This is a genomic window from Veillonella parvula, assembly GCF_032472435.1.
Classification (GTDB): Bacteria; Bacillota; Negativicutes; order Veillonellales; family Veillonellaceae; genus Veillonella; species Veillonella parvula_N.
Genome location: NZ_JAWEGM010000004.1, coordinates 110058 through 134096, shown reverse-complemented (window position 1 = coordinate 134096; position 24039 = coordinate 110058). Strand labels below are relative to the sequence as shown.

The window sequence follows — 24039 nt, the reverse complement described above, 5'->3', positions numbered from 1 at the left end:
AACTTTTACCATAGCTTAAATTGCATTATAGAATGTAGCGTGTATCTATCCTATATTAGGAGGAACAGCTTGTGCATTCATCCATTTCAAGGGATTGGTTACGGATATAGTAGATTGTTTTGATCCCTTGTTTGTAGGCTTCTACGTAAAGGTCAAGAATTTCTTTCGCTTTCATTTGAGGAGTGATGTACAAGTTGAAAGATTGTGCTTGGTCAATATGACGTTGACGCACGCCACAAGCTTTGATGGACCATTGTTGGTCGATTGTATGTGCCTCTTTGTATAGCCAGAATGTTTTGTCGTTCAAATCTGGTGCCGTTTTTGGTGTGAAAGAACCTTTCTTCTCTTCGATGAAGAATTTTTTGAAGATAGGGTCGATACCAGCTGTTGTATTAGCGATGTTGGATGTAGAACCTGTAGGAGCTACGGCCATCAAGTAACCGTTGCGGATACCGTATTTTGCAACGTCCGCAGCCAATTGTTTCCAACGATCAGATGTGTAACCACGACGTGTGAAGTATTCACCAGTTTCCCATTCGGAACCTTTGAATGCTGGGTACGCGCCTTTTTCTTTTGCAAGCTCCATAGAAGCTTTAATCGCATAGAATGCAATGTTTTCAAATAATTTGTCCGCTACTTCGATGTGTTCATCAGATTCCCATTGGATATCATGGTTTACAAGGTAGTGGTGATAACCAGACGTACCAAGACCGATAGCGCGGTATTTATCAGAAGTCATGCGAGACTCTGGCACCGGCGCTTGGTTGATGGAAATAACATTGTCTAACATACGAATTTGAAGGGCAATGTTTTCTTCCAACTCTTCGTCTGTAATACGGCCAAGGCTAATGGAGTTTAAGTTACATGTAACCATGTCGCCTGTGTTTGTTTTTGTAGTAATTGTACCGTCTTCGTTGATGATTTCTTCAGCAAGATTAGTGAAGCCAACATTTTGTGCAATTTCGTGGCACAAGTTGGACGCGTAAATCATACCTGCATGTTTGTTAGGATTTGCAGCATTTACAGTGTCGCGGAAGAAGATGAATGGCGTACCAGTTTCAACAGCGGAGCGCATGATTTTTTTCATCATGTCTAATGCTGGCACTTCGATGCCGTGTAAATTAGGATCTTGTTCACATTCGATATAGCGTTTAGTAAACTCTTTTTTGTCATCTGTATCGAAGTAATTCTCTAAGGAATAGCCTTTTACAGCCAAGATTTCATGAGGGTCAAAGAGGGTGAAGTTTTCACGAGCTAACATACGTTCCATAAAGATGTTTGGAACGGAGATAGCAGGGAAGATATCATGAGCTTTACGGCGATCATCACCGTTATTTGTACGAAGCTCTACGAATTCATAGAAGTCTTTGTGCCAAATATCAAGTGTTACTGTAGCGCCGCCTTTACGTTTACCCAATTGGTCTACTGCAACAGCTGTATCATTGTACAAGCGAATCCAAGGAATAACGCCGCCAGAGGAGTTTTTGAAACCGCGGATATCGGAGTTCAATGCACGAACTTTGCCAAGGTAGATACCAAGCGCACCACCGTGTTTAGATACGCGAGAGAATTTGCTGTTTACGTCGTAGATAGACCATAAGTTGTCGTCTACACCAGAGATAAAGCAAGAGGACAATTGGTGGAATGGTGTACCAGCATTTGCCAAAGTAGGTGTAGCTGTCGTCATTTTTAATTGGCTCATCAAATCGTAGAATTTTTTAGCGTATTTTACTTTATTTTTCCCTTCGACAAGAGCCAAATGCATTGCGATAGCCATGAAACGTTCTTGCGGTAATTCAAAGATTTCTTTGTTAAAACCTTTTACCAAGTAACGGTCAGCCAATAATTTGAGACCTTCATAGTTGAAGAGATAGTCGCGCTTAGGTTTGATGTAATCGCCTAACTCTTGCAATTCGTCAGCAGTGTATTCTGTAACGAAGAAGTCTGCGTATTTTTTCTCTTCTACAAGCATGTTTACAAGATTTGGGAAGTTGCCGTAGCCAAATGCTTTGTAACGACGAGTAATAGCGGCTTCTTTATAGAGATCGAACAAGAATAGGCGGGCTGCTACGAACTGCCAATCTTGGTTCATTTTATTAACTTGGTTGCCGAAGCCGTCGTCTTTTTTAGATATAACTTTTTCGATGGCTGTTTGGACTAAAGTTTTTTGAATTTCTTTAGTGGTCATGCCATCAACGAATTGCAACTTCGCATCCATTTCCAATTCTAGTGGATCACAAGAATCTAACCCCAAACATGCGAAGGCTATCATTCGTTTCGTTTTTTCAACGGACAACGGCTCGAAATGGCCATCCCGTTTCTTGATCATAATCTCCATTACTGTTCCCCTTGAGAGCAAAAAGTCATAAAACTGTTAATATAGTCGTATAAGCATATATAAGATTAGAATGAAATATATAAATTATCTTTAAGTTGAGTCTAATCAGAAAAATAAGAAAACTACTATATATGGTAGTTTTCTTATCTAGCTTATACATTATGTTACGATTATAGCGAAAAATTTCTATATAATCAATATTGACATTTGTAAAATTTTTAATATAGTTTCGCAAAAAATGTTGATATGGTTAAAGATGCGTGAAATTACTGGATTTTATAATTAATTATATAATACGCTAAAAATAATTCTTCGTGCACTGTCTTGATATGCGTAGTAGGAGTGGATTAAGAGTTTATATCCCGTGCCTTCTATAATGACTGAATCTGAAGCCGTTTTTGGCACAGTGAGGAATTTTTCATATATATGATGAACCTCGGTCACGCCATTTGGTAGAGATACCTCTAAATCAAGCCCTTCATTGATGAATCTAAAGTTGATCGATTCATAGGATGCTGTTGGTATGTCAGCTGTACTATCAGCAGGCTCACGTACTTCTAATTCGATGTTAGAAATGAATTTATTATATCCTACAAGCGAAATAACATGAGGTTCTTCAACGGCCGTAAAGCTGATAAACTGAATATTTCGTTCCTTATATATTTCCGTTGCTCCTAGTTTTGAAGAATCCCCCTGTATAATCGTCCTGCCATAGTCTGTAAAATCAGGGTTAAATGTTTCTGTAATAGGCAAGTATACGTGCCATTGACCGTCAATTTTTGTATAGTTTGTAAACTCTCGATGGGACGTGTAACCGATAAAAGGCATTAAAAGGACTGCACCTAGGGTGAGTGCCATAATCGTTGTATGGATCGATGGAGTCAAACGCTTTACAAAGGAATATACGTTATGTGCTAAGAAGATTAGATTGAATGCGGCCACGTAAATCGTATTGAGCCAGAGTACGGGCTCATTTATTACGCGCTTGCCAATCAGGATTAAGCACAATATTGTAATCGTAATAAATAAGAAACATAGGATCCTTTGTGTCTTGCTGCTTTCACTAGATCTGAAACTAGCCAAGTAAAATAGATAGAAAATGGCTACATACGGATAATATGTATAAAGGAACCGCGCATCTTCGCGAAGGCCTAAGAGAATCAATACCAAGTAGATATTAGCTAGAATACCTGTAATGATGGAAGCCTTTGGTAGTATGATTCCAAAAACAACATTATAGAATGTATTTGGTTCTGGTGGTCCATCAGGCTCCTCTTTGTAAGTGCACAGCATGGATATACAGATAAATATATTGATAGCGGCTAATACTTTAAAGATTAGATCATCAAAGGTAAATGGTTTGTTCAGAATGATGAAGAAAAACCATAGAGTCATGATTATGACGACATTATACAGTGTTGATGTAACAATGGTAATACCAATCCGTTTCAGGCGATTGATGATTTCGCCAATGTAGTATTCTCCAGGCGATGTAAAATATAGAGCAATCATAGAGTACAGCCATAGATATGATATATTTTCTGTGGCTAGCTCGATGCCTCGTATGTGATGGTACGTTTCATGAATCGTATATAGACCAACGCTGATACCTATGCTTAATAATGTATATACTACGGAGAACTTTCGATCTCGTGTTATATATGATTGTAGTATGACGATGAAGAAATACAGCCCATAGAACCAAAGGTCTATATCGGCAAACCAATCTTGCTCTAGATAAAACGGTGTACATGAAAATACGGCAATTAATGCCAGTAATATAGGTGACTGCGTTGCTAGGTCCCGCAGCGAAGACCATAAATGTGTAATTGCAGATTTCATAGATTCTCTCCCTTTATAAAAATAAATGCCCCCTCTTATCTGTAGTATACATGTTTTCTAGTGAAAGTCCTATGAGGTTTTACAGGCGTCTGAATTTACATTACAATAACATTAAGAGCTAGTATTTATAGAAAAGAGGTCGTTCACATGGAGTTCTCTTATTTTTTACCAGTACATATCCAATTTGGTTGGGATAAAGTCGATAGTGTTGCTGATTTTGCTAAGCCTTATGGCAATAAAGCGCTAATCGTAACAGGGCGGACAAGTGCCAAAAAATCTGGACTATATGACCGTGTAACAGCAAAACTTGATGCGGCACATATTGAACATGTGTTGTTTGATCAAGTGGATGCCAATCCCTTAACGACGACTGCATTGGACGGCGCTGCTCTAGCTAAATCTGAAAGCTGTGATATGGTTATTGCCATCGGTGGTGGCTCTATCATGGACTGTGCAAAAGGCATTGCATTTATGTCCGTTAACGAAGGTGACATTAACGATTATATCTTTAATCGTAAAACCAGTGATAAGGCGTTGCCTCTTATTGTAATTCCTACAACCTGTGGTACCGGCTCCGAAGGTAATGGCTTTGGTGTACTTACTAATCCCGAAACAGGAGACAAGAAATCCTTGCGATGTAATGCCATCGTACCAAAGGTATCCATCGTAGATCCGGCAGTGATGGGCACAATGCCGCCCCATGTATTGGCATCTGTGGGATTTGATGCACTCTGTCATAATATCGAGGCGTATACTTCTAAAACGGCACAACCTTTTACCGATGCATTAGCTCATTATGCTGTAACTTTGTTAGCACAATATCTTGTGCCTCTATATAAACATGTGAAAGCAATGGCTGAAGGCAAATCAGCTGTTCTCAACGAAACTCAACTTACAAAAGCTTGGGAGTCCGTTACATTGGCTAGCACAATTGGAGGCATGGTTATTAATACCGCCGGTGTAACACTTGCTCATGGCATGGAACATCCTGCTAGTGGGCTTAAGGATATTACCCACGGTGTAGGCCTTGCCGTTATTGAACCTGTTGCAGTGGAATATACATGGAGTGCTAACCCCGATAAATTTGGTGCCTTAGCTCGTATATTCAACCACGGAGATGGATCCGAACTAGGTGAAGCATTACGCTTGATTGTACATGACCTAGACCTTACTACAAACCTTACAGAACTTGGTTTTACAAAAAAAGACATTCCTTGGCTTGTCGATAACGTGTATGTCGTAGCTACCGGCAATATTGCTAATACAATGGCCGATGTGAGTCGGGAAGATATAGAAATGTTGTATAAGAAAATGTTCTAAGTGATATCTGAATATATTAGAATGTATTCAGATATTATAATTGACAATTTTAAATCATATCTCTATAATGTGAATTAAAGAGAGACTCGGATATTCACTGTCCCAGCCCTAGGGCTGGGATTTCTTTTTTTAGTCTCTAGTAGTTTAGTTTGTAGAGAGGTGTTATTATGGCAGATCAAAACGACAAGAATGTGGATGCCTTAGCGCAAGAGATTACCTTAAAAAGTCGTGGTCAAGGTAAATTGCGTCAGTTCATTTTATGGATGGGGGCACTCATCATTGGTGCTATCTTAGGATGGCAACATATTCCGGCTTTAAATGAGCTCTTTAATTTTATTGCAGCGGTCTTTACACGTTTGTTCCAATTTATCGCAATTCCAACCGTATCCTTAGCGGTAATTACAACATTATCCATGCTAGGTGCTAAAAAGGATACAGGTCGTATCTTTGGACACGCTGTAGTGTATACCTTGCTAACTACAATCTGTGCGGCAGCTGTAGGACTTGGCTTATTCCTATGGATTGCACCAGGTAACTTACCGCTTGATGTAATCGGTGCCGGTGCAGCTCAAGTGCCTGAAAAACTTGGCAATGTTACGTATTATGATCATTTCTTATCTGTTATTCCAAACAATATCTTGCAACCATACTTACAAGCCAATGTATTGTCTGTAATGTTTATTTCTGCTTCCGTTGGTTTAGCCTTTGCGTTCATGCCACGCACTGAAAATCGCGAAGCGGTGTTGAAAGTCTTATTTGGTTTACAAGAATTACTATTTACATTGATTAAAGCATTACTTTATGTATTGCCAATCGGTATCCTCGCCTTTGCAGGTCAATTATCTGCACAAATTGAAGCGGGCGTAATTGTTGGTGCTTTAGGTAAATATACGGCTGTTGTTATCGGTGGTAACTTGATCCAATTCTTTATCGTAATTCCATTGTTCTTGTTATTCCGAGGTTTGAACCCTGTGGACGTATTCCGCAAAATGTCTCCAGCCGTAGCTGTTGCGTTGTTCACAAAATCTTCTGCTGCAACTTTGCCTGTTACATTGGCATCTGCTGAGGATAATTTGAAAGCTCATCCTGCAGTAGCTCGTTTCGTATTGCCAATTTGTACAACTATTAATATGAATGGTTGCGCAGCTTTCATTCTTGTCACATCTTTATTCGTAATGCAAAATGCGGGAATGGAATTGACTATGGGCACAATGGTGGCCTGGTTATTTATTGCTGTTCTCGCTGCGATTGGTAATGCGGGCGTTCCAATGGGTTGTTATTTCTTAACCTTATCCTTGATGAGTTCCATCGGTGTACCAATTGGTTTGCTTGGTATCATCTTGCCAATCTATACGATTATCGATATGATTGAAACCGCTGAAAACGTATGGTCTGATGCATCTGTATGTGCCATGGTTGACCATGACCTTCAAGGTAAATTGGACGACTCTAGCGGCGACGATATGCCTCAATTCCAAGGTGCTTAAATTCGTAGGTTAGATAAACTTAAGAAAATACTTAATTATATAACTCAAATAAAAGGTTATCCTGTAAGGGGATAACCTTTTTTATCTACTAGAGTAGTTGTAATTGTGTAATGATAATTTCGATTAGAAATATAGTTGTTAGAATACTAAATTTTAAAACTGAATTATACTTTTAAAAACTAATAATAGTCACATTACTAGATATGCATTTTATGTTATACTTTCAGATAGAATAATATCGAATTAATAGAAGGCTAGTTGGTACATTAGGTGCGGATTAGAGAATAAAATGAAAGATAAGTCAGTATTACCGATAGAGAAACAATTAAATAAATTTCTCCAACCAAAATGCCTCATCCCAGGTGGTCTTGGTTTATGGGAAATATATTTTCGTAAGATTTGCGCGGCTTGGGGTGAGATTAATGGCGAAATTCGACCACAGCATATCATATTTTCTGCCGATAATGGTTGTAATATGGAAGGCTATGTTGGGTATAACTACGAGGTGACGCAAAAGCAATCCCGTAATATGCTCTTAGGTCGCTCGTCAGCCACACAATTTTGTAACTTTAATAATATTCCTTATGAGGTCGTGGATGTAGGCATTGCCTCAGATGATGGTATCGGCGTTAATCGCAAAGTAGCGAAGGGAACAAAGAATATTTTGCACCATGCTGCCATGACTGACGATGAATTTAATAGAGCCTTTCAAGCTGGCTATGAACGGGTTCAGTATTATGTAGAACAAGGAATCAATCTGTTCTCCTTTGGTGAAATGGGTTTAGGGAATACGACAACCTCTGCGTGTGTGTTGTCTGCATTGACGGGGGCTGATCCGACGGAAACCGTGGGCCCTGGTTCCTGGCCTGACAAACCAGATTTGATGAAGCGTAAAATTGACTTTGTCCGTTCTGTATTAGATATACATAAGGAGCGTATTATTGCTGAAAGTGAGACTCACCGAGTTCGTAAAATTGTAGCCCATGTAGGGGGCTTTGATATTGCCGCTATTCTTGGAGCCATGCTAGCTTGTGCAGATTTTGAAAAGCCCTTTGTTATTGACGGTTTTATTACAGCTGTAGCAGCTGCTTGTGCAGCACATATAAACGCTCGTGTTGTGGACTATGCGTTACCATCGCATCAGTCTAAAGAAAAAGGCACGGAACTGGCTTTGGCTGAGGTGGGGATTACACAAGATATGGTTCCTATACAAGCACAAATGTCGATGGGAGAAGGTACAGGTGCCATCTTGATGGTTCAAATGTTAAAAACCACACAATACATGTTTGTAAATGTGGGGACCTTTGCAGATTTGATGAAATTATGAGGTAGAAGAATGGAACTAAATAAATACTTTGATATACATTTTGAACGAGCCGATGATGCAACTATTGCTAAAAGGTTGATAGGTGGGGCTAAGGTTAAGGGTCCTGCTTTGGTTATCCTGATCCTCTCCATGTTTATTGCCTCTATTGGGTTGAATATGAATAGTACAGCCGTTATTATTGGTGCTATGCTTATATCGCCGTTGATGGGACCGATTCTAGCAACTGGCTTTGGCTTCGCTACGCTTAATTTTACAGTTGTGAAAAGTGCTATTTTAAGATTGTCCTTACAGATTACGATTGCTGTTTTGGCATCTGCTTTATATTTTTATATTTCCCCCGTTCAGACAGTTACATCTGAACTATTAGCGCGTACAGAACCGAATATTTTTGATGTATTCATTGCTATATTTGGTGGGTTAGCTGGGATTATTGGTCAAACGCGTAAGACCTTAGATAATGTCATACCAGGGGTAGCGATTGCGACTGCACTTATGCCACCACTGTGTACGGCAGGATATGGACTGGCTAATGGAAATTGGCATTATTTCTTTGGGGCTGGGTATCTATTCTTTATAAATGCATTTTTCATCTTCTTTGCATCTTTTATTGTTTTAAAAGGTGTATATAGTTTGCCATCCCATAAGCAAGCAGAAGAGATTAATCGTCGTAATCAGCTAATATTTCTTGTGATTGGTCTTATTATGGCTATACCAAGCATTTATGCAGGCTATGATATGACCATCAAGTATTCTGAGTCAAATCATATAGAGCAGTTTATTAAGACCAATATTAATCAAGATGGGCGTCGACTAGTGATTGATTATTCATTGGACCGAGTGAATAAGCTAGTAGATATAGTAGTTGTAGGAGCTCCTGTGACTTCAGAGGAACGATCCCAGTTGGATGATAAATTACAGAAAGACGAGTATTTGCAGTCTTATGCAGTGCGATTTGTTAATAGTGTAGATGAGAAAAAATCTGCTGTGGATAAGACGAGCTTGAATAAAGCCTCGGAGGATCATGAAAAATATACAAACTTGAGTAATCTGTACCAGCCGACTTATCAACTAGTAAGTGAAACTATAAACACTATGAAAACGACAGAAGCTGAAGCAAAGGCGTTATTCCCGTTTGTAAGCAGAGTGGAAGGCATGCCTTTGATAGATAATTTAGAACAGCCTAAAGCGAATCGCTATATGGTGATTATCCATACCGCGTCCACTGTATCTGATGCAGATTCGGAACGAATAAAAGCTTGGTTAGAGGCTAAATTATCAGCACCTGTAACTATTTCTGTGGAGCAAACAACGTCAACTTTATAATTGAATCTTTTGATTTTGATTAGATTGTTTATTATATAGAGCGATATTTATAACGGTACTAAGTTTGATTGTACCTATTAGGTATATTACCTAGTAGTACGGGGAATCATCTTAGTACCGTTTTTATGTACTTGGCATAGCTAAATGTAATTACTCTTATCTTGCTATAGATTAAGGTTATATTAATTGATATATAAAATCTATTATACGAATAGGAATTAAATTTGCTATACTTACTACATCGAAATTATTAAATAATTAAATGTAGATACAGTGTAAGAATATATAGATTTATTAACATATCTACGTGTGTTGTATACGCATGAGTCCTCGTCAATAGATGTAGGTGTTCATCGTAGATAGGAGGATTACATGAAAAAATGGTTAGCATTAGCAGCGACGGCCGTACTAGGCGCGTCCTTATTGATTAGTGGTTGTGGTTCTTCCACAAATGACGCAAGTTCCAGCAGTGCTGGTAGTTCTAAAGCAGAGGTGTTAAAAGTGGCAGCAAACCCTGTACCTCATGCTGAGATCTTAAATCAAATTAAACCTTTATTGGCTAAGGAAGGTGTAGATCTTCAAATCATTGAATTTACAGACTACATTCAACCAAACATGGCATTATCTAGCCATGAAGTAGATGCAAACTTCTTTGCTAACGTGCCATACCAAAATAACTTTAACAGAGATCATGGCACAAACTTCGTAAGCTTTGCACCAGTTCACATCGAACCATTGGCTATTTACTCTCAAAAAATTAAAGATTTAAAAGATTTGCCAAATGGCGCAAAAGTAGCGATTCCATCTGATCCAACAAACAGTGCTCGTGCACTTCTCTTGTTGCAAAGTGCAGGTCTTGTCACATTGAAAGACCCAACTGGTTTGACTAACACACCATTTGATGTGACTAGCAACCCTAAAAACATCCAAATTACAGAGTTGGAAGCAGCTCAAATTCCTCGTTCCATTCAAGACTTAGACGCAGCTGTAATTAATGCTAACTATGCATTGCCAGCAGGTCTTAATCCTACAAAAGATGGTTTATTCGTAGAAAAAGCGGATTCTCCATATGCAAATCTTCTTTCCGTAAACCCTGGTGATGAAAATAAACCAGCTATTCAAAAATTAGCTAAAGCATTACAATCTCCAGAAGTTAAGAAGTTCATTGAAGAACATTACAAAGGGGCTATTATCCCAGCGTTCTAATTGATTGATCGTTAATAATATATATGTATCTGAAAAATTCCTTCTCATGACAAACTCTATAGATACGAAAAAGGCGTAACACCATTGGTGTTACGCCTTTTTTTAGTTTAAATTAATATGAAAAACCTTTGTTTTTAATTATTCGTTCTATAATTGATGCCGATTTTAATAATTCCTTTTTAATTTTTAGTACTTTTTCAGATGATGTTGTGAATGTTAAAAAGCTAACGCTAAGGGCTGCGACTATTTTTCCATCTTCTCGGATTGGTAGTGCTATACAGCATGCATGATTAGTAATTTCTTCGTTTTCATAAGTAAAACTATTATTATTATGAATATTATTATATAGTTCTATGGGTGTTTTAAGAGTTTGTGCTGTAAATGCTTGAAATGGATTAGAAAATAGTTCTTCTAATTCATTTAAACTTTTATCGAATAATAAAGCTTTACCCAGTGCCGTAGCGTAAGCTGGTAACCTTTTACCGACAGAAGAGATTAACTGGATCGGATTGGTAGTAGAGATTTTTAGTAAATACATAATTTCATTACCAGTTAGAATGCCTAAGTGACAAGTTTCATTACATTCTGTAGATAACCGTTTCATTTGTTCTTGTATTAAATCTAAACTAGTATTATTTGATTCATACATACTACTAATAAATAAAATCTCTTTTCCCATAGTATAAAGTAATGTTTCTTCAGAAAATAAGAGATAATTTTTTTCACATAATGTTTTTAAAATTGGCATTAATGTGCTTTTTGGACAGTTTATTTTGCTTGATATTTGAGATAAACTAAGACCAGACTGATTTTCGGCAACAGTTTCAATTACTTCTATAACTCGTAGCGTTGGATTATGTAATTTCATATTCATATTATCGGGTATTCCTTTTGATAAATAATCTGCTTCTTAATATTTATAATATCTTTTTTTACTTAAAATTTGAATAGATAACATCATCTGAATACAGAATAAAATTAAATAGTAGGGGTTCCATTAGACTAGATAGCATTTCAAATATAGTTAGTTTTGAAATGTTATTTTTTATTTATAATTATCTGTTCGCATATACGAATAATATTGACATTTACGAACGATGGAGATACTATAAGATTAATAAAGATGATAAATTATGTAAGTTTAATTATTTTAAGGAGACGTTAATATGAATGCAATTCATGTAAATAACTCTGATAATGTAGGAACAGCACTAACTACACTGAATAAAGGAGATAAAGCTTTAGGTGTAGTTATAAAAGAAAATGTTTCTAAAGGACATAAATTTGCAACCGAAGATATTTTAAAAGGGCAGCCAATTATAAAATATGGTGCGCATATAGGCGTTGCGAATCGAAATATTAAATCTGGAGAATGGGTACATATTCATAATATAGATGGAGAAAGAGGTAGAGGTGATTTAGACTCAAAAACAAAAGAAATTAGCCAAAATGGGATTAGAGATCATGTAATACTAAATAATAAAAAAAATTATACTTTATCGGGATTTAGACGACCTGATGGTAGTTTTGGTTTAAGAAATCATGTTTTGATTATTCCAAGCGTACATTGTGCCAATAAAGTGGTTGAACGTATTGCAAATGAGATTAAATATGGTTCTGTTGTAATGAAACCTGATTCAAAAGTAGTTTTTTTTAATCATCAACATGGTTGTAGTGAATTAAGTTATGATGCGAGCCAAACTCAAGATGTATTAGTTGGTTCAGGTACAAATCCGAATGTTTATAGTGTATTAGTAGTTGGATTAGGTTGTGAAGTTGTTCAAGCTAAATCTATAGCAGAACAAATAAAAAAACATACTCCTTATAAAAAGGTTGAGTATTTTAATATACAAGAATGTGGTGGTGTTAATGAGAGTATAAAAAAAGGTGTAACAATTGTAAAAAATATGTTGAATGAAGCTTTACTCATGGAAAGAAGTGAAGGCTGTCTTGCTGATATTGTATTAGGCACAGAGTGTGGGGGTAGTGATAGTTTTTCCGGATTGAGTGCGAATCCAAGTTTAGGTGCTGCCTCCGATATCGTTGTTGGTCATGGTGGAAAGGTTGTCTTGGCAGAAACTACTGAATTAATTGGAGCTGAACATATATTAGCAGAAAGGGCTATTAATTCTGAAGTAAAAGAACAAATTTTAGATACTATAAAAGGATTCGAACAAACTGTTATTGATTCACATGCGGATATTAGGGGCGCTAATCCTAGTCCAGGAAATATAGAAGGTGGGTTAAGTAGTATAGAAGAAAAATCTCTAGGTTGTATTTATAAGGCTGGGAATACATCTGTAAATTCAGTAATTGACTATGCAAAACCAATTACTGCTACTGGCTTGACTTTCATGAATACACCGGGAAATGATATAGAACAATTAAGTGGTATGGCAGCTGGTGGTTGTAATATAGTCGTTTTCACTACAGGTAGAGGAACACCAACAGGAAGTCCAATAGTTCCGACAATAAAAGTATCTTCTAATACAGATACTTATGTAAATATGAATGATTCAATTGACTTGGATGCCGGAGTTGTTGTTAGTGGACAAAAAACAATACAAGAAATGGGCGAAGAAATAATAGATTTTATTGTAGAGGTAGGAAATGGAAGAGAAACAAAAGCAGAAATAAATGAACAAAATGATTTTTCTATTTGGCGATTAGCAACAACAGTATAAATTTATTATATTAATTATCTTTAGGAGGTAAGTATCATGGATTTGCAATTAAAAGGTAAAGTTGTTTTAATTACTGGTGGCGGCAGTGGTATTGGTAGTGGTATTTCTCTTAGACTAGCAGCGGAGGGAGCAATACCAGTTATTTTGGGGCGGTCTCCTTTGACAAAAGAATTTACGTCTGAGATGGAGGCTATTACAAATAACTACGAATTTATTCAAATCGATTTAAATGAGGCTGATAAAATTAAATCTATTGTTGATTCTGTAGCTAAAAAATATGGTGGAATTTATGCCGTAGTGAATAATGCAGGTGCAAATGATAATAAAGCAATTGAAGAAACTACATGGCAAGAATTTGAAAAAAGCTTACATGGGAATTTAACACATTATTATGAGTTAGTTAGATCGGCATTACCTTATTTAAAAAAATCTAAAGGGTGTGTATTAAATATTGGATCTAAGACAGCATTAACTGGACAAGGGAAAACTAGCGCATATGCGGCGGCAAAAGGTGCTATTTTAGGTTTGACACGTGAATGGGCAGCAGCCTTTTTACCTTATGGTGTTCGGAGTAATGCGATTGTCGTAAGTGAATGTTGGACACCATTATATGCAAATTGGATTAAGACTTTTGATAATCCAGAAGAAAGAAAAAAAGTTATTACTGATAAAATTCCATTTGAAAGACGTTTTACTACAATTGAAGAGATTGCAAATACTGCAGTTTTTGTAATTTCCTCCCTATCTTCACATACTACAGGTCAATGGATTTATGTTGATGGTGGTTATGTGCATTTGGATCGAGCATTGAGTTAAATGACTTGGCTACAGGAGGTGCATTATGGATACCGATAAAACTAAAAAAGTAAGTGCTAGTAATATTAAATTAGCATTTTGGTTAGTTACTATTTTATTCTTCATGTGGGGTGTTAGTTATGGCTTAATTGATGTAATGAATAAAAACTTTCAAAATCAATTAGGTATTACAAAAGCAACATCTGGATTATTACAAGCTGCATATTTTGGTGGGTATTTTGTAATAGCCACACCAGCTGCTTTAGTGGCAAGAAAATTTGGATTTAAGGGTGGTATTATCATGGGACTGGCGCTCTATGCTATTGGGGCACTATTAATAATTCCAGCTAGTAATGCATACAGTTTCAATATGTTCCTTGGTGCATTTTTCATTCTTGCTTGCGGATTAGGTAGTTTAGAAACAAATGCCAACCCTTATATCACAAAATTAGGTAGTGACAAAGATGCTGCATTCCGTATTAATATTGCACAGATTTTTAATGGTGTGGGCCAATTTTTAGGACCGATTATTGGTGGTGCATTATTTTTATCAGTCACTCATGGTGGTGATGTAGCTGATAATATGCGTAGTGTACAAATGGTATATGTTGGAATTGCTGCAATTATTATTATTATGTTATTACTTTTTGTTTTTAACAAATTACCAGAAGGTTCTGAGGTTTCTGGTTCCACAGATTCACCAGCAGATAATGAAGTAAGTTATGCGAAACTCTTTAGTTACCGTCATTTTAGATTGGGTGCATTATCTCAATTTTTATACATTGCAGCACAAGTTGGTGCAGGTGCCTTCTTCATTAATTACAGTGTAGATCATTGGTCAGAAGTAACTGATTCTCAAGCGGCATTCTTCTTTAGTATTGCTTTAGTTGCATTTATGATTGGTCGTGTTGTTACAACTCCTTTATTAAAGAAGTTTAGACCAGGTTGTATCTTAGGTGTTTATTCTCTTATTAATGTATGCATTATGATATTACTAAACATCTTAACTGGTAGCGTTTCTGTATTCACTCTAATTGCATCTTTCTTCTTTATGTCAATTAGTTTTCCAACTATTTTTGCGCTTTCTATTACAGATATACCAGATGCATTGGTTAAGACAGCCTCTAGTGTACTAATTATGACTATTGTTGGTGGTGCAATCATGCCATATTTTATGGGCCTAGTTGCAGATCATCATAATATTGAAACATCGTTTTTATTATTAATACCATGTTTCTTATTTGTTGCTTGGTATGGATTTTTTGGGAGTTGCCCAAAAGTAATGAAATGAGACTAAATTACTTTACTGGATAATTAAATGTTTATCCTATTCGACGGATAGTCACGTTAAAGGAGACACATGATGCTTGAAATTGTAGATAGTCATTTTCACATTTGGGATTTAAATATATTAAATCTTCCTTGGCTAAATTCTTGCGCAGGGATTATAAAACGAAGCTTTTCAATGGATGATATTGCAAAGGCTTATGGGCAGTATGATTTCAATTTTAAAGGTGGTGTGTATGTAGAGGTAGATTGTGATAACGCAATTCAAGAAGATGATTATATTTTTAAATTGAAAAGCCCATATATTCTAGCTCGTGTAATGAGAGCTAGACATTTATGTGAGCATATGCGATTGCCAATCGGTATTGTTGGTGTAAGAGAACCACTTCATATAGATAGCTCTCCTCGAGGGAGATGTTTAGAACGAAGTTTTATTCAAGGTTTGGAAGTACTAGCTAAACAAGATTTATTATTTGAAAGTTGTAATCGAGTAGATGAATTAGAAGACTTATATAACTCGATTAAGCAAGTCCCAGAGGCTAAAGTAGTAATTAATCATTGTGGTAATGTGAGCACATTAGATGAAAGTTATAAAAAGGCAATAACAAAATTAGCATCACTGCCTAATGTATACTGTAAGATTTCAGGCTTCTCTACTGATAATAAGTTATTTGTAAAAAATCTTTTAGACTTTATTTCTGGAACCTTTGATCACTCAAAACTAATGTATGCATCTAACTTTCCTGTAGTTAACTTATATTCATCTTTTGAGAATCATTTAAATTGTGTGCGTGAGTATTTTAATGATGATCTAGATATCTTTAGTAAAAATGCTAAAAAATTATATAAAATTAATCGTCCACAACTTTTTGCATCCGTTATTAAACTACGTCCAGAAAAAGCAGAATATTATAAAAAGTTACATGCGAATCCATTCTCGAGTGTTAATAAAATGATTAGAGAATGTGGTATTACTAATTATAAGATTTGGAATCGTGATGACTTACTATTTTCTGTAATGGAATATTGTGGTGATGATTTTGAGTACGATATGGCAAAAATGGCACAGGATCCTGAAACAAATCGTTGGTGGAAAGAAACAGACCCATGCCAAAAACGTATTGATGGTGCATTAAAAAGTGAATGGTGGGCAGATATGGATTTAGTTTATGATTTAAATAAATAGAGGGGAGTATTATATATGAATAGCAAATATTTTTGTCCAATATTAACATCTTTTAATGATGATAGCACTATTAATTATGATGATATGCATTCATTGTATGATCATGTACTTGAAAATGGTATTGATGGAATTTTAGTAGGCGGAAGTGCGGGTGAATTTTATGCCTTAGATTATAATGAAGCTGAGCAATTAATATCAGATGCAGTTCAATATATTAATCATCGTAGTATTGTAATAGCTGGTACAGGCCGTATGAATAGATTAGAAACTATAAATCTATCTAATTTTGCTCTAAAAAAGGGCGCTGATGCAGTTATTATTGTTGGACCATATTATAGTGCATGCAGCCAAGAGGATGTATTCAATTATTTTGATGATATCTTAGGCCATATTTCTGGTAATGTTTATCTCTATAATTATCAAGATCGCACAGGATATGATATATCTGTTAATACTGTATTGCGGTTATTAGAAAAACATAAAAATTTAATTGGTATTAAAGATACACATCCAGTTTCTCGTCATAGTCAGAAATATATTAATGAAATTTTACCTCTATATCCAAACTTTGCAGTATATACTGGTTATGATACTAACTGTGTTCCTGTAGTTATCTCCGGTGGTGCCGGATGTATTGGTGCATTATCTAATGTATATCCTAAATTGTGTCATGATTTAGTTGTTGCTTTGAATGAAGGTAATTTTAATAAAATTGTAGAAATTCAGCGAAAGATTGACACATATGCTTTATTCTATGAAGCGTATACTCCGTTTAACCCACTTATGAAATGGGCTTTGCGTGAGATGGGATACTCAATCAAAGAAAATTGTAGAGTTCCTATTTCAAAATTAACAGATTCCGTAAAATCTGATTTAGATATGGTTGCCAAAAGACTTTGGAGAAAATGATTCCTAGGAGATGATAATATGAGTAAACGTATAATTCTCAATGAAACTTCATATTTTGGTAAAGGTGCTATTAAAGAGATTATAAATGAACTTCAATCACGACATTTTCAAAAGATTTTAGTTACGACTGGTGAAGATCTTCTTGAATTTGGTGTTGCTACGAAGGTTACAGATTTGCTTCGTGATGCGGGCATTAATTTCGAAGTATATACAGATATTAAGCCAAACCCAACCATTGAAAATATTAAAAATGGTGTTGATGTATGTAAAAGATTTGATGCTCAAGCTATTGTAGCTATTGGCGGAGGTAGTATTATTGATGCTAGTAAAGCTATTGGTATTATAATGACAAACCCAGAATTCTCTGATGTTAGAAGTCTAGAGGGGTTAGCTGAAACTAAAAATAAGTCACTACCTATTATTGCAGTTAGCACTACAGCGGGTACAGCTGCTGAAGTTACTATTAACTACGTTATTACTGATGTTGAGAAAAAGCGTAAATTTGTTTGTGTTGACCCACATGATATTCCTGTAGTTGCGATTGTTGATCCAGATATGTCTGCTTCTATGCCAAAAGGTCTTTGTGCATCAACAGGTATGGATGCTTTAGTTCATGCAATAGAAGGGTATATTACTAAAGGCGCATGGGAATTAACCGATATGCTACATATCAAAGCTATAGAATTAATTGCAAAGTCTTTACGTAAATCTGTAGATGGCGATTATGACGCTAGAGAAGGAATGTCTTTGGCACAGTATATTGCAGGTATGGGGTTCTCTAATGTTGGATTAGGGATTGTGCATTCAATGGCTCATCCACTTAGTGCACTTTATGATGTTCCACATGGCAAGGCGTGTGCAATGATGTTGACTGCTGTATTAAAGTATAATGCTAGTGCTACCGGTAATAAGTATAAAGAAATTGCTAGAGCTTTTGGTGTTCAAAATTTAGAACAAATGAGTAAAGCGGAAGCTGATAGTGCAGCTATTGCGGCAATTCAACAACTAGCTGATGATGTTAATATTCCTAAACATCTTAAGGCTGTTGGCGTTAAGGAAGAGGATTTAGAATTTTTAGCTAAGTCAGCAATGGAGGATGCTTGTACACCAGGTAATCCAAAAGATCCAACACTAAAAGATATAATTAGTATTTATAAGTCTATTATGTAGCATTGGTATTTTTATAGTTGTCTGCACTCCTCCTCTAAAGTTTAGTATTTCTAAATAAAAATAGAGTGGTGAAATCCTATATTTAGGATTTCACCACTCTATTTTTTATTACATAATTAAACTACTAATATTTAGTATATTATGCATTAATTGGCTTAGCATATTTCTTCCGATACGAATGTGGTGTTTCGGTGGTAGCTAGCTTGAATATTTTACAGAAGTAGCTTGTTCTATTATAGCCCAATGTTTTACTAATCTGATTAACCGTTAGTTGCGAATATACCAATAGCTTTTTGGCTTCTTGTATGCGCAATAGTGTTATATATTGCATTACTGATAGTCCTGTATCATCTTTAAAAATCTTAGAGAAGTAGGACTCGCTTAAATGAATATGTTCCGAAATCCTCCTGAGCGACACGCGTTTGCTCAGGTTTTTTTCTATGTATAGCATAGCCTTTCGGATTTCAGGCCGATTGATAGGGCGTTCTGATTCTACAAAGTCTGGCAGTTGTTCATATGGCATTTCTTCTGCTATTGCATCGTTAAATGGGAAGTAATGTTCTACTAAGATCCGCAAGACCTTTGTAGCACTGTAAATTTGTTCTGCAGTCAGAACTGGCAAGGTCCGATATAAGGCGCGAAGTTTAGTATCATCATGCCAATCGGTTTGAGTAGGTAAAATTGGCTTAATAGTCGTATCCTCTGTTTTTGCTTGACCTGCCATGATGAAGCCTAAGATAGCACCATCCTTCATGATGGGCACGGAGAAATCTATGAGCCCCATGTGACAGCGATACGGACAGGATGATAGTTCTTTTGTAGCATCTAGTCCACCATATAAGTCGCATTGATTGCAACGCTTGGCGTAGGTTGGATTGCGCCTTACGACCTTACAGAATGGGGAAAAGTTATATTCTTGAGATAACACTTTTCCACGATTATTAACAAAAATAGCTGCGATTTTTGTTATGTTTGTGAAATCACGCATGATTTCATTTATAAGCTTCGTATCTTCGTTCGTACAAATCATAGTGAAACCTCCAATCACAAATGTGTTAAGAGGTCTAGTAAGCACACCGCTAAAATAGCTCTACTTGCTCTCTAGCTAAAGGGTCGGCTCTAAACCTGAGAAAAGAGAAAAGTGACATACCACCTAAAATTCATATACATATAAAATTACGTTATTTCTGGCTTTTATATGTATAAGTATAACAGGATTGTCGTATTTTAGTAATAGAAAAATCGCATTTTACGAATATACATAAAAAAGTTGTATTTAATAATTTTTATAATAAAGATAGATAAAAGTCTTATATTACTTATGTTTAGAAAGGATTGAGTCCAATGGGTTGTGACTGAATAGCAAGGCATGCTCTATAGCAATATATGGTGTACAGGATGTAGTGTTGCATACATATGAATGGTTAAAGAAATGATAAAAAATATAAAATGGTATAACGCAGCATAATTCCTGTACATAGATACTTTCATTGTACGTATGGAGGGTATTATGGCGACAACATGTGGATTAACTGAATTTGTAGGAACTAGCAAAACTGGTGATACTATAGGTCTCGTAATTGCTAACGTAGATCAACAAGTATTAGATGCGATGAAATTAAAGAAAAAATATCGTTCTATCGGTATTTTAGGCGCTCGTACTGGTGCAGGACCACACATTATGGCAGCTGACGAAGCAGTAAAAGCAACAAATACAGAAATCGTTAGCATTGAATTACCTCGTGATACTAAAGGTGGCGCAGGCCATGGCTCATTAATTATCTTTGGTGGCGATGATGTATCCGATGTAAAACGAGCTATTGAAGTAGCATTAGCTGAAGTGGAACGCACCTTTGGCGATGTATACGCAAACGATGCTGGACATATTGAACTTCAATATACAGCACGCGCTAGTCATGCGGTAAATGCAGCATTTGGTGCTCCTGAAGGTAAAGCCTTTGGCCTTATTGTAGGTGCTCCAGCAGCGATTGGCGTAGTTATGGCCGATGTAGCTGTTAAATCTGCGAACGTTGATGTAATTGGTTATGCATCTCCTTCTGCAGGTACAAGTAATTCTAACGAAGTTATTTTACAGATTTCTGGCGATTCTGGGGCTGTACGACAAGCAGTTATCTCTGCTCGTGAAGTAGGTAAACAATTGCTTGGTACGATGGGTGACGAACCAGTGAACGGAGCCCCTTCCTATATCTAATCTGAAAGGATGGTATGCCCTATGAAATCAAAACGTTTCGAAGTCTTAAGTCAACGTCCTGTTAATCAGGATGGTTATGTAAAGGAATGGGTAGAGGAAGGTTTTATAGCCATGGAATCCCCTCAAGATCCAAAACCTAGCCTCAAAATCGAAGGTGGCCGTATCGTTGAACTCGATGGTAAACGCCGTGAAGATTTTGACCTTATCGATACATTTATTGCAAATTACGGTATCGTTCTCGATGGTGCTCAACAAGCAATGGCAAAAGACTCAAAAGAGATTGCTAATATGATGCTTACCCCTTCAGTACCTCGTGAAGAAATCGTTAAGATTTGTAAATCGATTACTCCCGCAAAAATGTTGGAAGTTGTTTCTTGCATGAACGTTGTTGAAATGATGCAATGTATGCAAAAAATGCGCGCTCGTCGCACAATGGCTAACCAAGCCCATGTAACGAACGTAAACGATAACCCAGTACAAATCGCAGCAGATGCTGCGGAAGGTGCACTTCGTGGGTTTGCAGAAGAAGAAACAACAGTAGCGGTTGCTCGTTATGCACCACTTAATGCGATCAGCTTACTCGTAGGCTCTCAATGTGGTCGTCCAGGCGTATTGACTCAATGCTCCTTGGAAGAAGCAACAGAGTTAGAACTTGGTATGCGTGGTTTCACAGCTTATGCAGAAACTATTTCCGTATATGGTACAGAAGACGTATTTACCGATGGTGATGACACACCTTGGTCTAAAGGATTCCTCGCATCAGCTTATGCATCTCGTGGTCTTAAAATGCGCTTTACTTCTGGTACCGGTTCTGAAGTACAAATGGGCCAAGCAGAAGGTAAATCTATGTTGTACCTTGAAATCCGTTGCCTATACATTACAAAAGGCGCTGGCGTACAAGGTATCCAAAATGGTTCTGTAAGCTGTATCGGTATTCCTGCAGCTGTGCCTTCTGGTATTCGTGCTGTATTAGCAGAAAACCTCGTAGCTGCTATGCTTGACCTTGAATGTGCATCTAGTAATGACCAAACATTCAGTCACTCTGACTTGCGTAGAACAGCCCGTACATTAATGCAATTTGCACCTGGTACTGACTTTATTTGCTCCGGTTATAGTTCTACACCAAACTATGACAACATGTTCGCTGGTTCCAACTGGGATGCAGAGGACTATGATGACTGGACAGTTATCCAACGTGACCTCAAGGTAAATGGCGGTCTTATTCCTGCTCGCGAAGAAGAAGTTGTAGCGGTTCGTAATAAAGCGGCTCGTGCATTACAAGCTTTGTTCAAAGCCTTAGGTTTGCCTCCAATTACAGATCAAGAGGTAGAGGCTGCTACATATGCGAATGGATCTAAAGATATGCCTCCTCGCGATAAGGTGGCAGATATTAAAGCCGCACAAGACTTGTTAAACCGTGGTGTTACAGGCGTTGACTTCGTAAAAGGCTTAGCTAAAGAAGGTCATCAAGATGTAGCACAAAGTATTTTGAACCTATTAAAACAAAAAATCTCCGGCGATTACTTACAAACATCGGCCATCTTTGACCGTGATTTCAACGTTATCTCCGCGATTAACAATAGAAATGACTATCAAGGTGTTGGCACAGGGTATCGTGTGGAAGGTGAAGATTGGGAACGTATTAAAGATATTCCAAACGCCATTGATCCACGGGATATATAAGGAGGTGTCATGATGGCTGAAATTAACAGAGATGTATTACGCTCTATTATCCTAGATGTTTTACAAGAAATGGGTGGTGTTCATGAGGCACCACAATTCAAGGCTAGTGTTGGTGAAAGTACAACACCAAGTGCGGCTCCTCGACATGAAGACCCAACTGGTGATGATAGCTGGCTCCAAACTGGTGGACCTGCACAACCTGGCACAAGCGCGGATGAAGTAGTCATCGCTGTAGGCCCTGCCTTTGGTCGTAGTCAACGACAAACTATCGTTGGTGTACCGCATCAGGAGGTGATTCGTCAATTAGTAGCTGGTATCGAAGAAGAAGGCTTAAAAGCTCGTGTGATCCGCGTATACCGTTCCTCTGACGTAGCAGCTGTAGCCGTTGAAGGTGATTCTATTTCTGGATCCGGTGTATGTATCGGTATTCAATCTAAAGGGACAACCTTGATTCACCAACGGGACTTACAACCACTTTCAAACTTGGAATTATTCCCTCAAGCACCGCTATTAACAGCTGAAACATACCGCGCCATAGGTAAAAATGCTGCTAAATACGCTAAGGGCGAATCCCCAACACCAGTACCAACATTGAACGATCAAATGGCTCGTCCAAAATACCAAGCATTGTCTGCGTTGCTTCACATCAAGGAAACTAAGCATGTAGTAAAAGGTAAGCCAGCTGATGAAGTTCGTGTCACTGTATAAGGAGGTTTACTATGACTAACGAATTAGAAGCCTTAATTCGGCAGATTGTATCTGAAATAGAAGGGGCAAAGAGGAATACTACACATTACTCTACGCCTCATACATCATCTACACTTAATAGAACAGCCGTTGTAGATAGAGTGGCTACAATCGAAGATTATCCGATTGCTAAAAAACATCCTGAATGGATTGATTTAGGTCAAGGTCGTGATTTGAGCCATATTACGATGGATAACGTAATGGCAGGTCACATCACAATGGATGATTTAAAAATTTCTCCATCTATTTTGAAAGCTCAAGGTCAAATCGCTAAGGCTGGGGGCCGTGATCAAATTGAACTCAACTTCTCCCGCGCTGCAGAAATGACGAAAGTTAGCGATAAACGCTTGCTTGAAATGTATAATGCACTTCGTCCATATCGTTCTTCTAAACAAGAATTATTAGATATTGCTAGTGAGCTTGATGGTTTAGGAGCTCCGATTTGTGCAAACTTTGTACGTGAAGCAGCAGAGAACTATGAACGTCGTAAAAAACTGAAAGGTGATAATTAACCTATAGGAGA

19 protein-coding genes are annotated in these 24039 nt (G+C 37.1%); 15 read left to right on the top strand and 4 right to left on the bottom strand.

What is annotated here, in order from left to right:
* Positions 1-55: 55 nt before the first annotated feature.
* Both E7A03_RS06855 and E7A03_RS06850 read right to left on the bottom strand, forming a co-directional pair.
* Positions 56-2338 (bottom strand): ribonucleoside-diphosphate reductase subunit alpha, encoded by a 2283-nt coding sequence (locus E7A03_RS06855; RefSeq protein ID WP_012864842.1) that lies wholly within the window; start codon positions 2336-2338, stop codon positions 56-58.
* A 282-nt stretch (positions 2339-2620) separates the two neighbouring features.
* Positions 2621-4180: a hypothetical protein gene (locus E7A03_RS06850; protein ID WP_008602310.1), complete on the bottom strand. Its 1560-nt coding sequence runs from the start codon at positions 4178-4180 to the stop codon at positions 2621-2623.
* A 147-nt stretch (positions 4181-4327) separates the two neighbouring features.
* Here E7A03_RS06850 and E7A03_RS06845 point away from each other — a divergent pair, with 147 nt between their 5' ends.
* From E7A03_RS06845 to E7A03_RS06825, 5 genes are all read left to right on the top strand, one after another.
* Complete coding sequence (locus tag E7A03_RS06845; protein WP_287509352.1) at positions 4328-5500, top strand: iron-containing alcohol dehydrogenase; 1173 nt, start codon at positions 4328-4330, stop codon at positions 5498-5500.
* 167 nt (positions 5501-5667) lie between these two features.
* Entirely contained in the window at positions 5668-6987 is a 1320-nt protein-coding gene (locus tag E7A03_RS06840; protein ID WP_008602312.1) for a dicarboxylate/amino acid:cation symporter, read from the top strand.
* Between the two features lie 289 nt (positions 6988-7276).
* Positions 7277-8314, top strand: coding sequence for a nicotinate-nucleotide--dimethylbenzimidazole phosphoribosyltransferase (locus E7A03_RS06835; protein ID WP_008602313.1), 1038 nt, complete (start codon positions 7277-7279; stop codon positions 8312-8314).
* A 9-nt stretch (positions 8315-8323) separates the two neighbouring features.
* Positions 8324-9637: a DUF389 domain-containing protein gene (locus E7A03_RS06830; RefSeq protein ID WP_008602314.1), complete on the top strand. Its 1314-nt coding sequence runs from the start codon at positions 8324-8326 to the stop codon at positions 9635-9637.
* Between the two features lie 372 nt (positions 9638-10009).
* A complete protein-coding gene (locus E7A03_RS06825; RefSeq protein WP_008602315.1) occupies positions 10010-10843 on the top strand; it encodes a MetQ/NlpA family ABC transporter substrate-binding protein in 834 nt (277 codons plus the stop codon).
* A gap of 112 nt (positions 10844-10955) precedes the next feature.
* On the opposite strand, the gene E7A03_RS06820 is transcribed toward E7A03_RS06825, so the two are convergent.
* Positions 10956-11717: an IclR family transcriptional regulator gene (locus E7A03_RS06820; protein ID WP_008602316.1), complete on the bottom strand. Its 762-nt coding sequence runs from the start codon at positions 11715-11717 to the stop codon at positions 10956-10958.
* A 292-nt stretch (positions 11718-12009) separates the two neighbouring features.
* Between E7A03_RS06820 and E7A03_RS06815 the strand changes: the two genes are divergently transcribed.
* The 6 genes from E7A03_RS06815 (at position 12010) to fucO (ending at position 18874) form a co-directional block, all read left to right on the top strand.
* A complete protein-coding gene (locus tag E7A03_RS06815; RefSeq protein ID WP_008602317.1) occupies positions 12010-13527 on the top strand; it encodes a UxaA family hydrolase in 1518 nt (505 codons plus the stop codon).
* 36 nt (positions 13528-13563) lie between these two features.
* A complete protein-coding gene (locus E7A03_RS06810; protein WP_278457261.1) occupies positions 13564-14343 on the top strand; it encodes an SDR family oxidoreductase in 780 nt (259 codons plus the stop codon).
* A 25-nt stretch (positions 14344-14368) separates the two neighbouring features.
* On the top strand, positions 14369-15613 hold the full coding sequence (gene fucP, locus E7A03_RS06805; RefSeq protein ID WP_278457259.1) for an L-fucose:H+ symporter permease: 1245 nt from the start codon (positions 14369-14371) through the stop codon (positions 15611-15613).
* 72 nt (positions 15614-15685) lie between these two features.
* Positions 15686-16795, top strand: coding sequence for an L-rhamnose mutarotase (locus E7A03_RS06800; RefSeq protein ID WP_316073901.1), 1110 nt, complete (start codon positions 15686-15688; stop codon positions 16793-16795).
* A 15-nt stretch (positions 16796-16810) separates the two neighbouring features.
* On the top strand, positions 16811-17704 hold the full coding sequence (locus E7A03_RS06795) for a dihydrodipicolinate synthase family protein (RefSeq protein WP_278457255.1): 894 nt from the start codon (positions 16811-16813) through the stop codon (positions 17702-17704).
* A gap of 18 nt (positions 17705-17722) precedes the next feature.
* The gene (gene fucO / locus E7A03_RS06790) at positions 17723-18874 is read left to right on the top strand and encodes a lactaldehyde reductase (RefSeq protein ID WP_008602322.1); all 1152 of its coding nucleotides are present in this window, start codon (positions 17723-17725) and stop codon (positions 18872-18874) included.
* 139 nt (positions 18875-19013) lie between these two features.
* Here fucO and E7A03_RS06785 read toward each other — a convergent pair whose 3' ends face one another.
* Positions 19014-19904, bottom strand: coding sequence for a PocR ligand-binding domain-containing protein (locus E7A03_RS06785; protein ID WP_119562575.1), 891 nt, complete (start codon positions 19902-19904; stop codon positions 19014-19016).
* A gap of 480 nt (positions 19905-20384) precedes the next feature.
* On the opposite strand from E7A03_RS06785, the gene pduB reads away from it, so the two are divergent.
* From pduB to E7A03_RS06765, 4 genes are read left to right on the top strand one after another with little or no spacing between them, the layout of a single operon-like run.
* Positions 20385-21086, top strand: coding sequence for a propanediol utilization microcompartment protein PduB (gene pduB, locus E7A03_RS06780; RefSeq protein WP_038124004.1), 702 nt, complete (start codon positions 20385-20387; stop codon positions 21084-21086).
* Positions 21087-21107: 21 nt separating this feature from the next.
* The gene (locus E7A03_RS06775) at positions 21108-22769 is read left to right on the top strand and encodes a propanediol/glycerol family dehydratase large subunit (RefSeq protein ID WP_119562574.1); all 1662 of its coding nucleotides are present in this window, start codon (positions 21108-21110) and stop codon (positions 22767-22769) included.
* A 12-nt stretch (positions 22770-22781) separates the two neighbouring features.
* A complete protein-coding gene (locus E7A03_RS06770; RefSeq protein WP_316073899.1) occupies positions 22782-23477 on the top strand; it encodes a propanediol/glycerol family dehydratase medium subunit in 696 nt (231 codons plus the stop codon).
* An 11-nt stretch (positions 23478-23488) separates the two neighbouring features.
* Positions 23489-24028: a diol dehydratase small subunit gene (locus E7A03_RS06765; RefSeq protein ID WP_278457249.1), complete on the top strand. Its 540-nt coding sequence runs from the start codon at positions 23489-23491 to the stop codon at positions 24026-24028.
* Positions 24029-24039: the final 11 nt, after the last annotated feature.

Excerpts from the sequence above, each read along its gene's own strand:
- E7A03_RS06850 (WP_008602310.1), bottom strand. The coding sequence starts at position 4,180 with ATGAAATCTGCAATTACACATTTATGGTCTTCGCTGCGGGACCTAGCA.
- E7A03_RS06775 (WP_119562574.1), top strand. The coding sequence starts at position 21,108 with ATGAAATCAAAACGTTTCGAAGTCTTAAGTCAACGTCCTGTTAATCAG.
- E7A03_RS06785 (WP_119562575.1), bottom strand. The coding sequence starts at position 19,904 with ATGATTTGTACGAACGAAGATACGAAGCTTATAAATGAAATCATGCGT.
- pduB (WP_038124004.1), top strand. The coding sequence starts at position 20,385 with ATGGCGACAACATGTGGATTAACTGAATTTGTAGGAACTAGCAAAACT.
- E7A03_RS06820 (WP_008602316.1), bottom strand. The coding sequence starts at position 11,717 with ATGAATATGAAATTACATAATCCAACGCTACGAGTTATAGAAGTAATT.
- E7A03_RS06765 (WP_278457249.1), top strand. The coding sequence starts at position 23,489 with ATGACTAACGAATTAGAAGCCTTAATTCGGCAGATTGTATCTGAAATA.
- fucO (WP_008602322.1), top strand. The coding sequence starts at position 17,723 with ATGAGTAAACGTATAATTCTCAATGAAACTTCATATTTTGGTAAAGGT.
- fucP (WP_278457259.1), top strand. The coding sequence starts at position 14,369 with ATGGATACCGATAAAACTAAAAAAGTAAGTGCTAGTAATATTAAATTA.
- E7A03_RS06770 (WP_316073899.1), top strand. The coding sequence starts at position 22,782 with ATGGCTGAAATTAACAGAGATGTATTACGCTCTATTATCCTAGATGTT.
- E7A03_RS06840 (WP_008602312.1), top strand. The coding sequence starts at position 5,668 with ATGGCAGATCAAAACGACAAGAATGTGGATGCCTTAGCGCAAGAGATT.
- E7A03_RS06825 (WP_008602315.1), top strand. The coding sequence starts at position 10,010 with ATGAAAAAATGGTTAGCATTAGCAGCGACGGCCGTACTAGGCGCGTCC.
- E7A03_RS06830 (WP_008602314.1), top strand. The coding sequence starts at position 8,324 with ATGGAACTAAATAAATACTTTGATATACATTTTGAACGAGCCGATGAT.
- E7A03_RS06835 (WP_008602313.1), top strand. The coding sequence starts at position 7,277 with ATGAAAGATAAGTCAGTATTACCGATAGAGAAACAATTAAATAAATTT.
- E7A03_RS06795 (WP_278457255.1), top strand. The coding sequence starts at position 16,811 with ATGAATAGCAAATATTTTTGTCCAATATTAACATCTTTTAATGATGAT.
- E7A03_RS06845 (WP_287509352.1), top strand. The coding sequence starts at position 4,328 with ATGGAGTTCTCTTATTTTTTACCAGTACATATCCAATTTGGTTGGGAT.
- E7A03_RS06800 (WP_316073901.1), top strand. The coding sequence starts at position 15,686 with ATGCTTGAAATTGTAGATAGTCATTTTCACATTTGGGATTTAAATATA.
- E7A03_RS06815 (WP_008602317.1), top strand. The coding sequence starts at position 12,010 with ATGAATGCAATTCATGTAAATAACTCTGATAATGTAGGAACAGCACTA.
- E7A03_RS06855 (WP_012864842.1), bottom strand. The coding sequence starts at position 2,338 with ATGGAGATTATGATCAAGAAACGGGATGGCCATTTCGAGCCGTTGTCC.
- E7A03_RS06810 (WP_278457261.1), top strand. The coding sequence starts at position 13,564 with ATGGATTTGCAATTAAAAGGTAAAGTTGTTTTAATTACTGGTGGCGGC.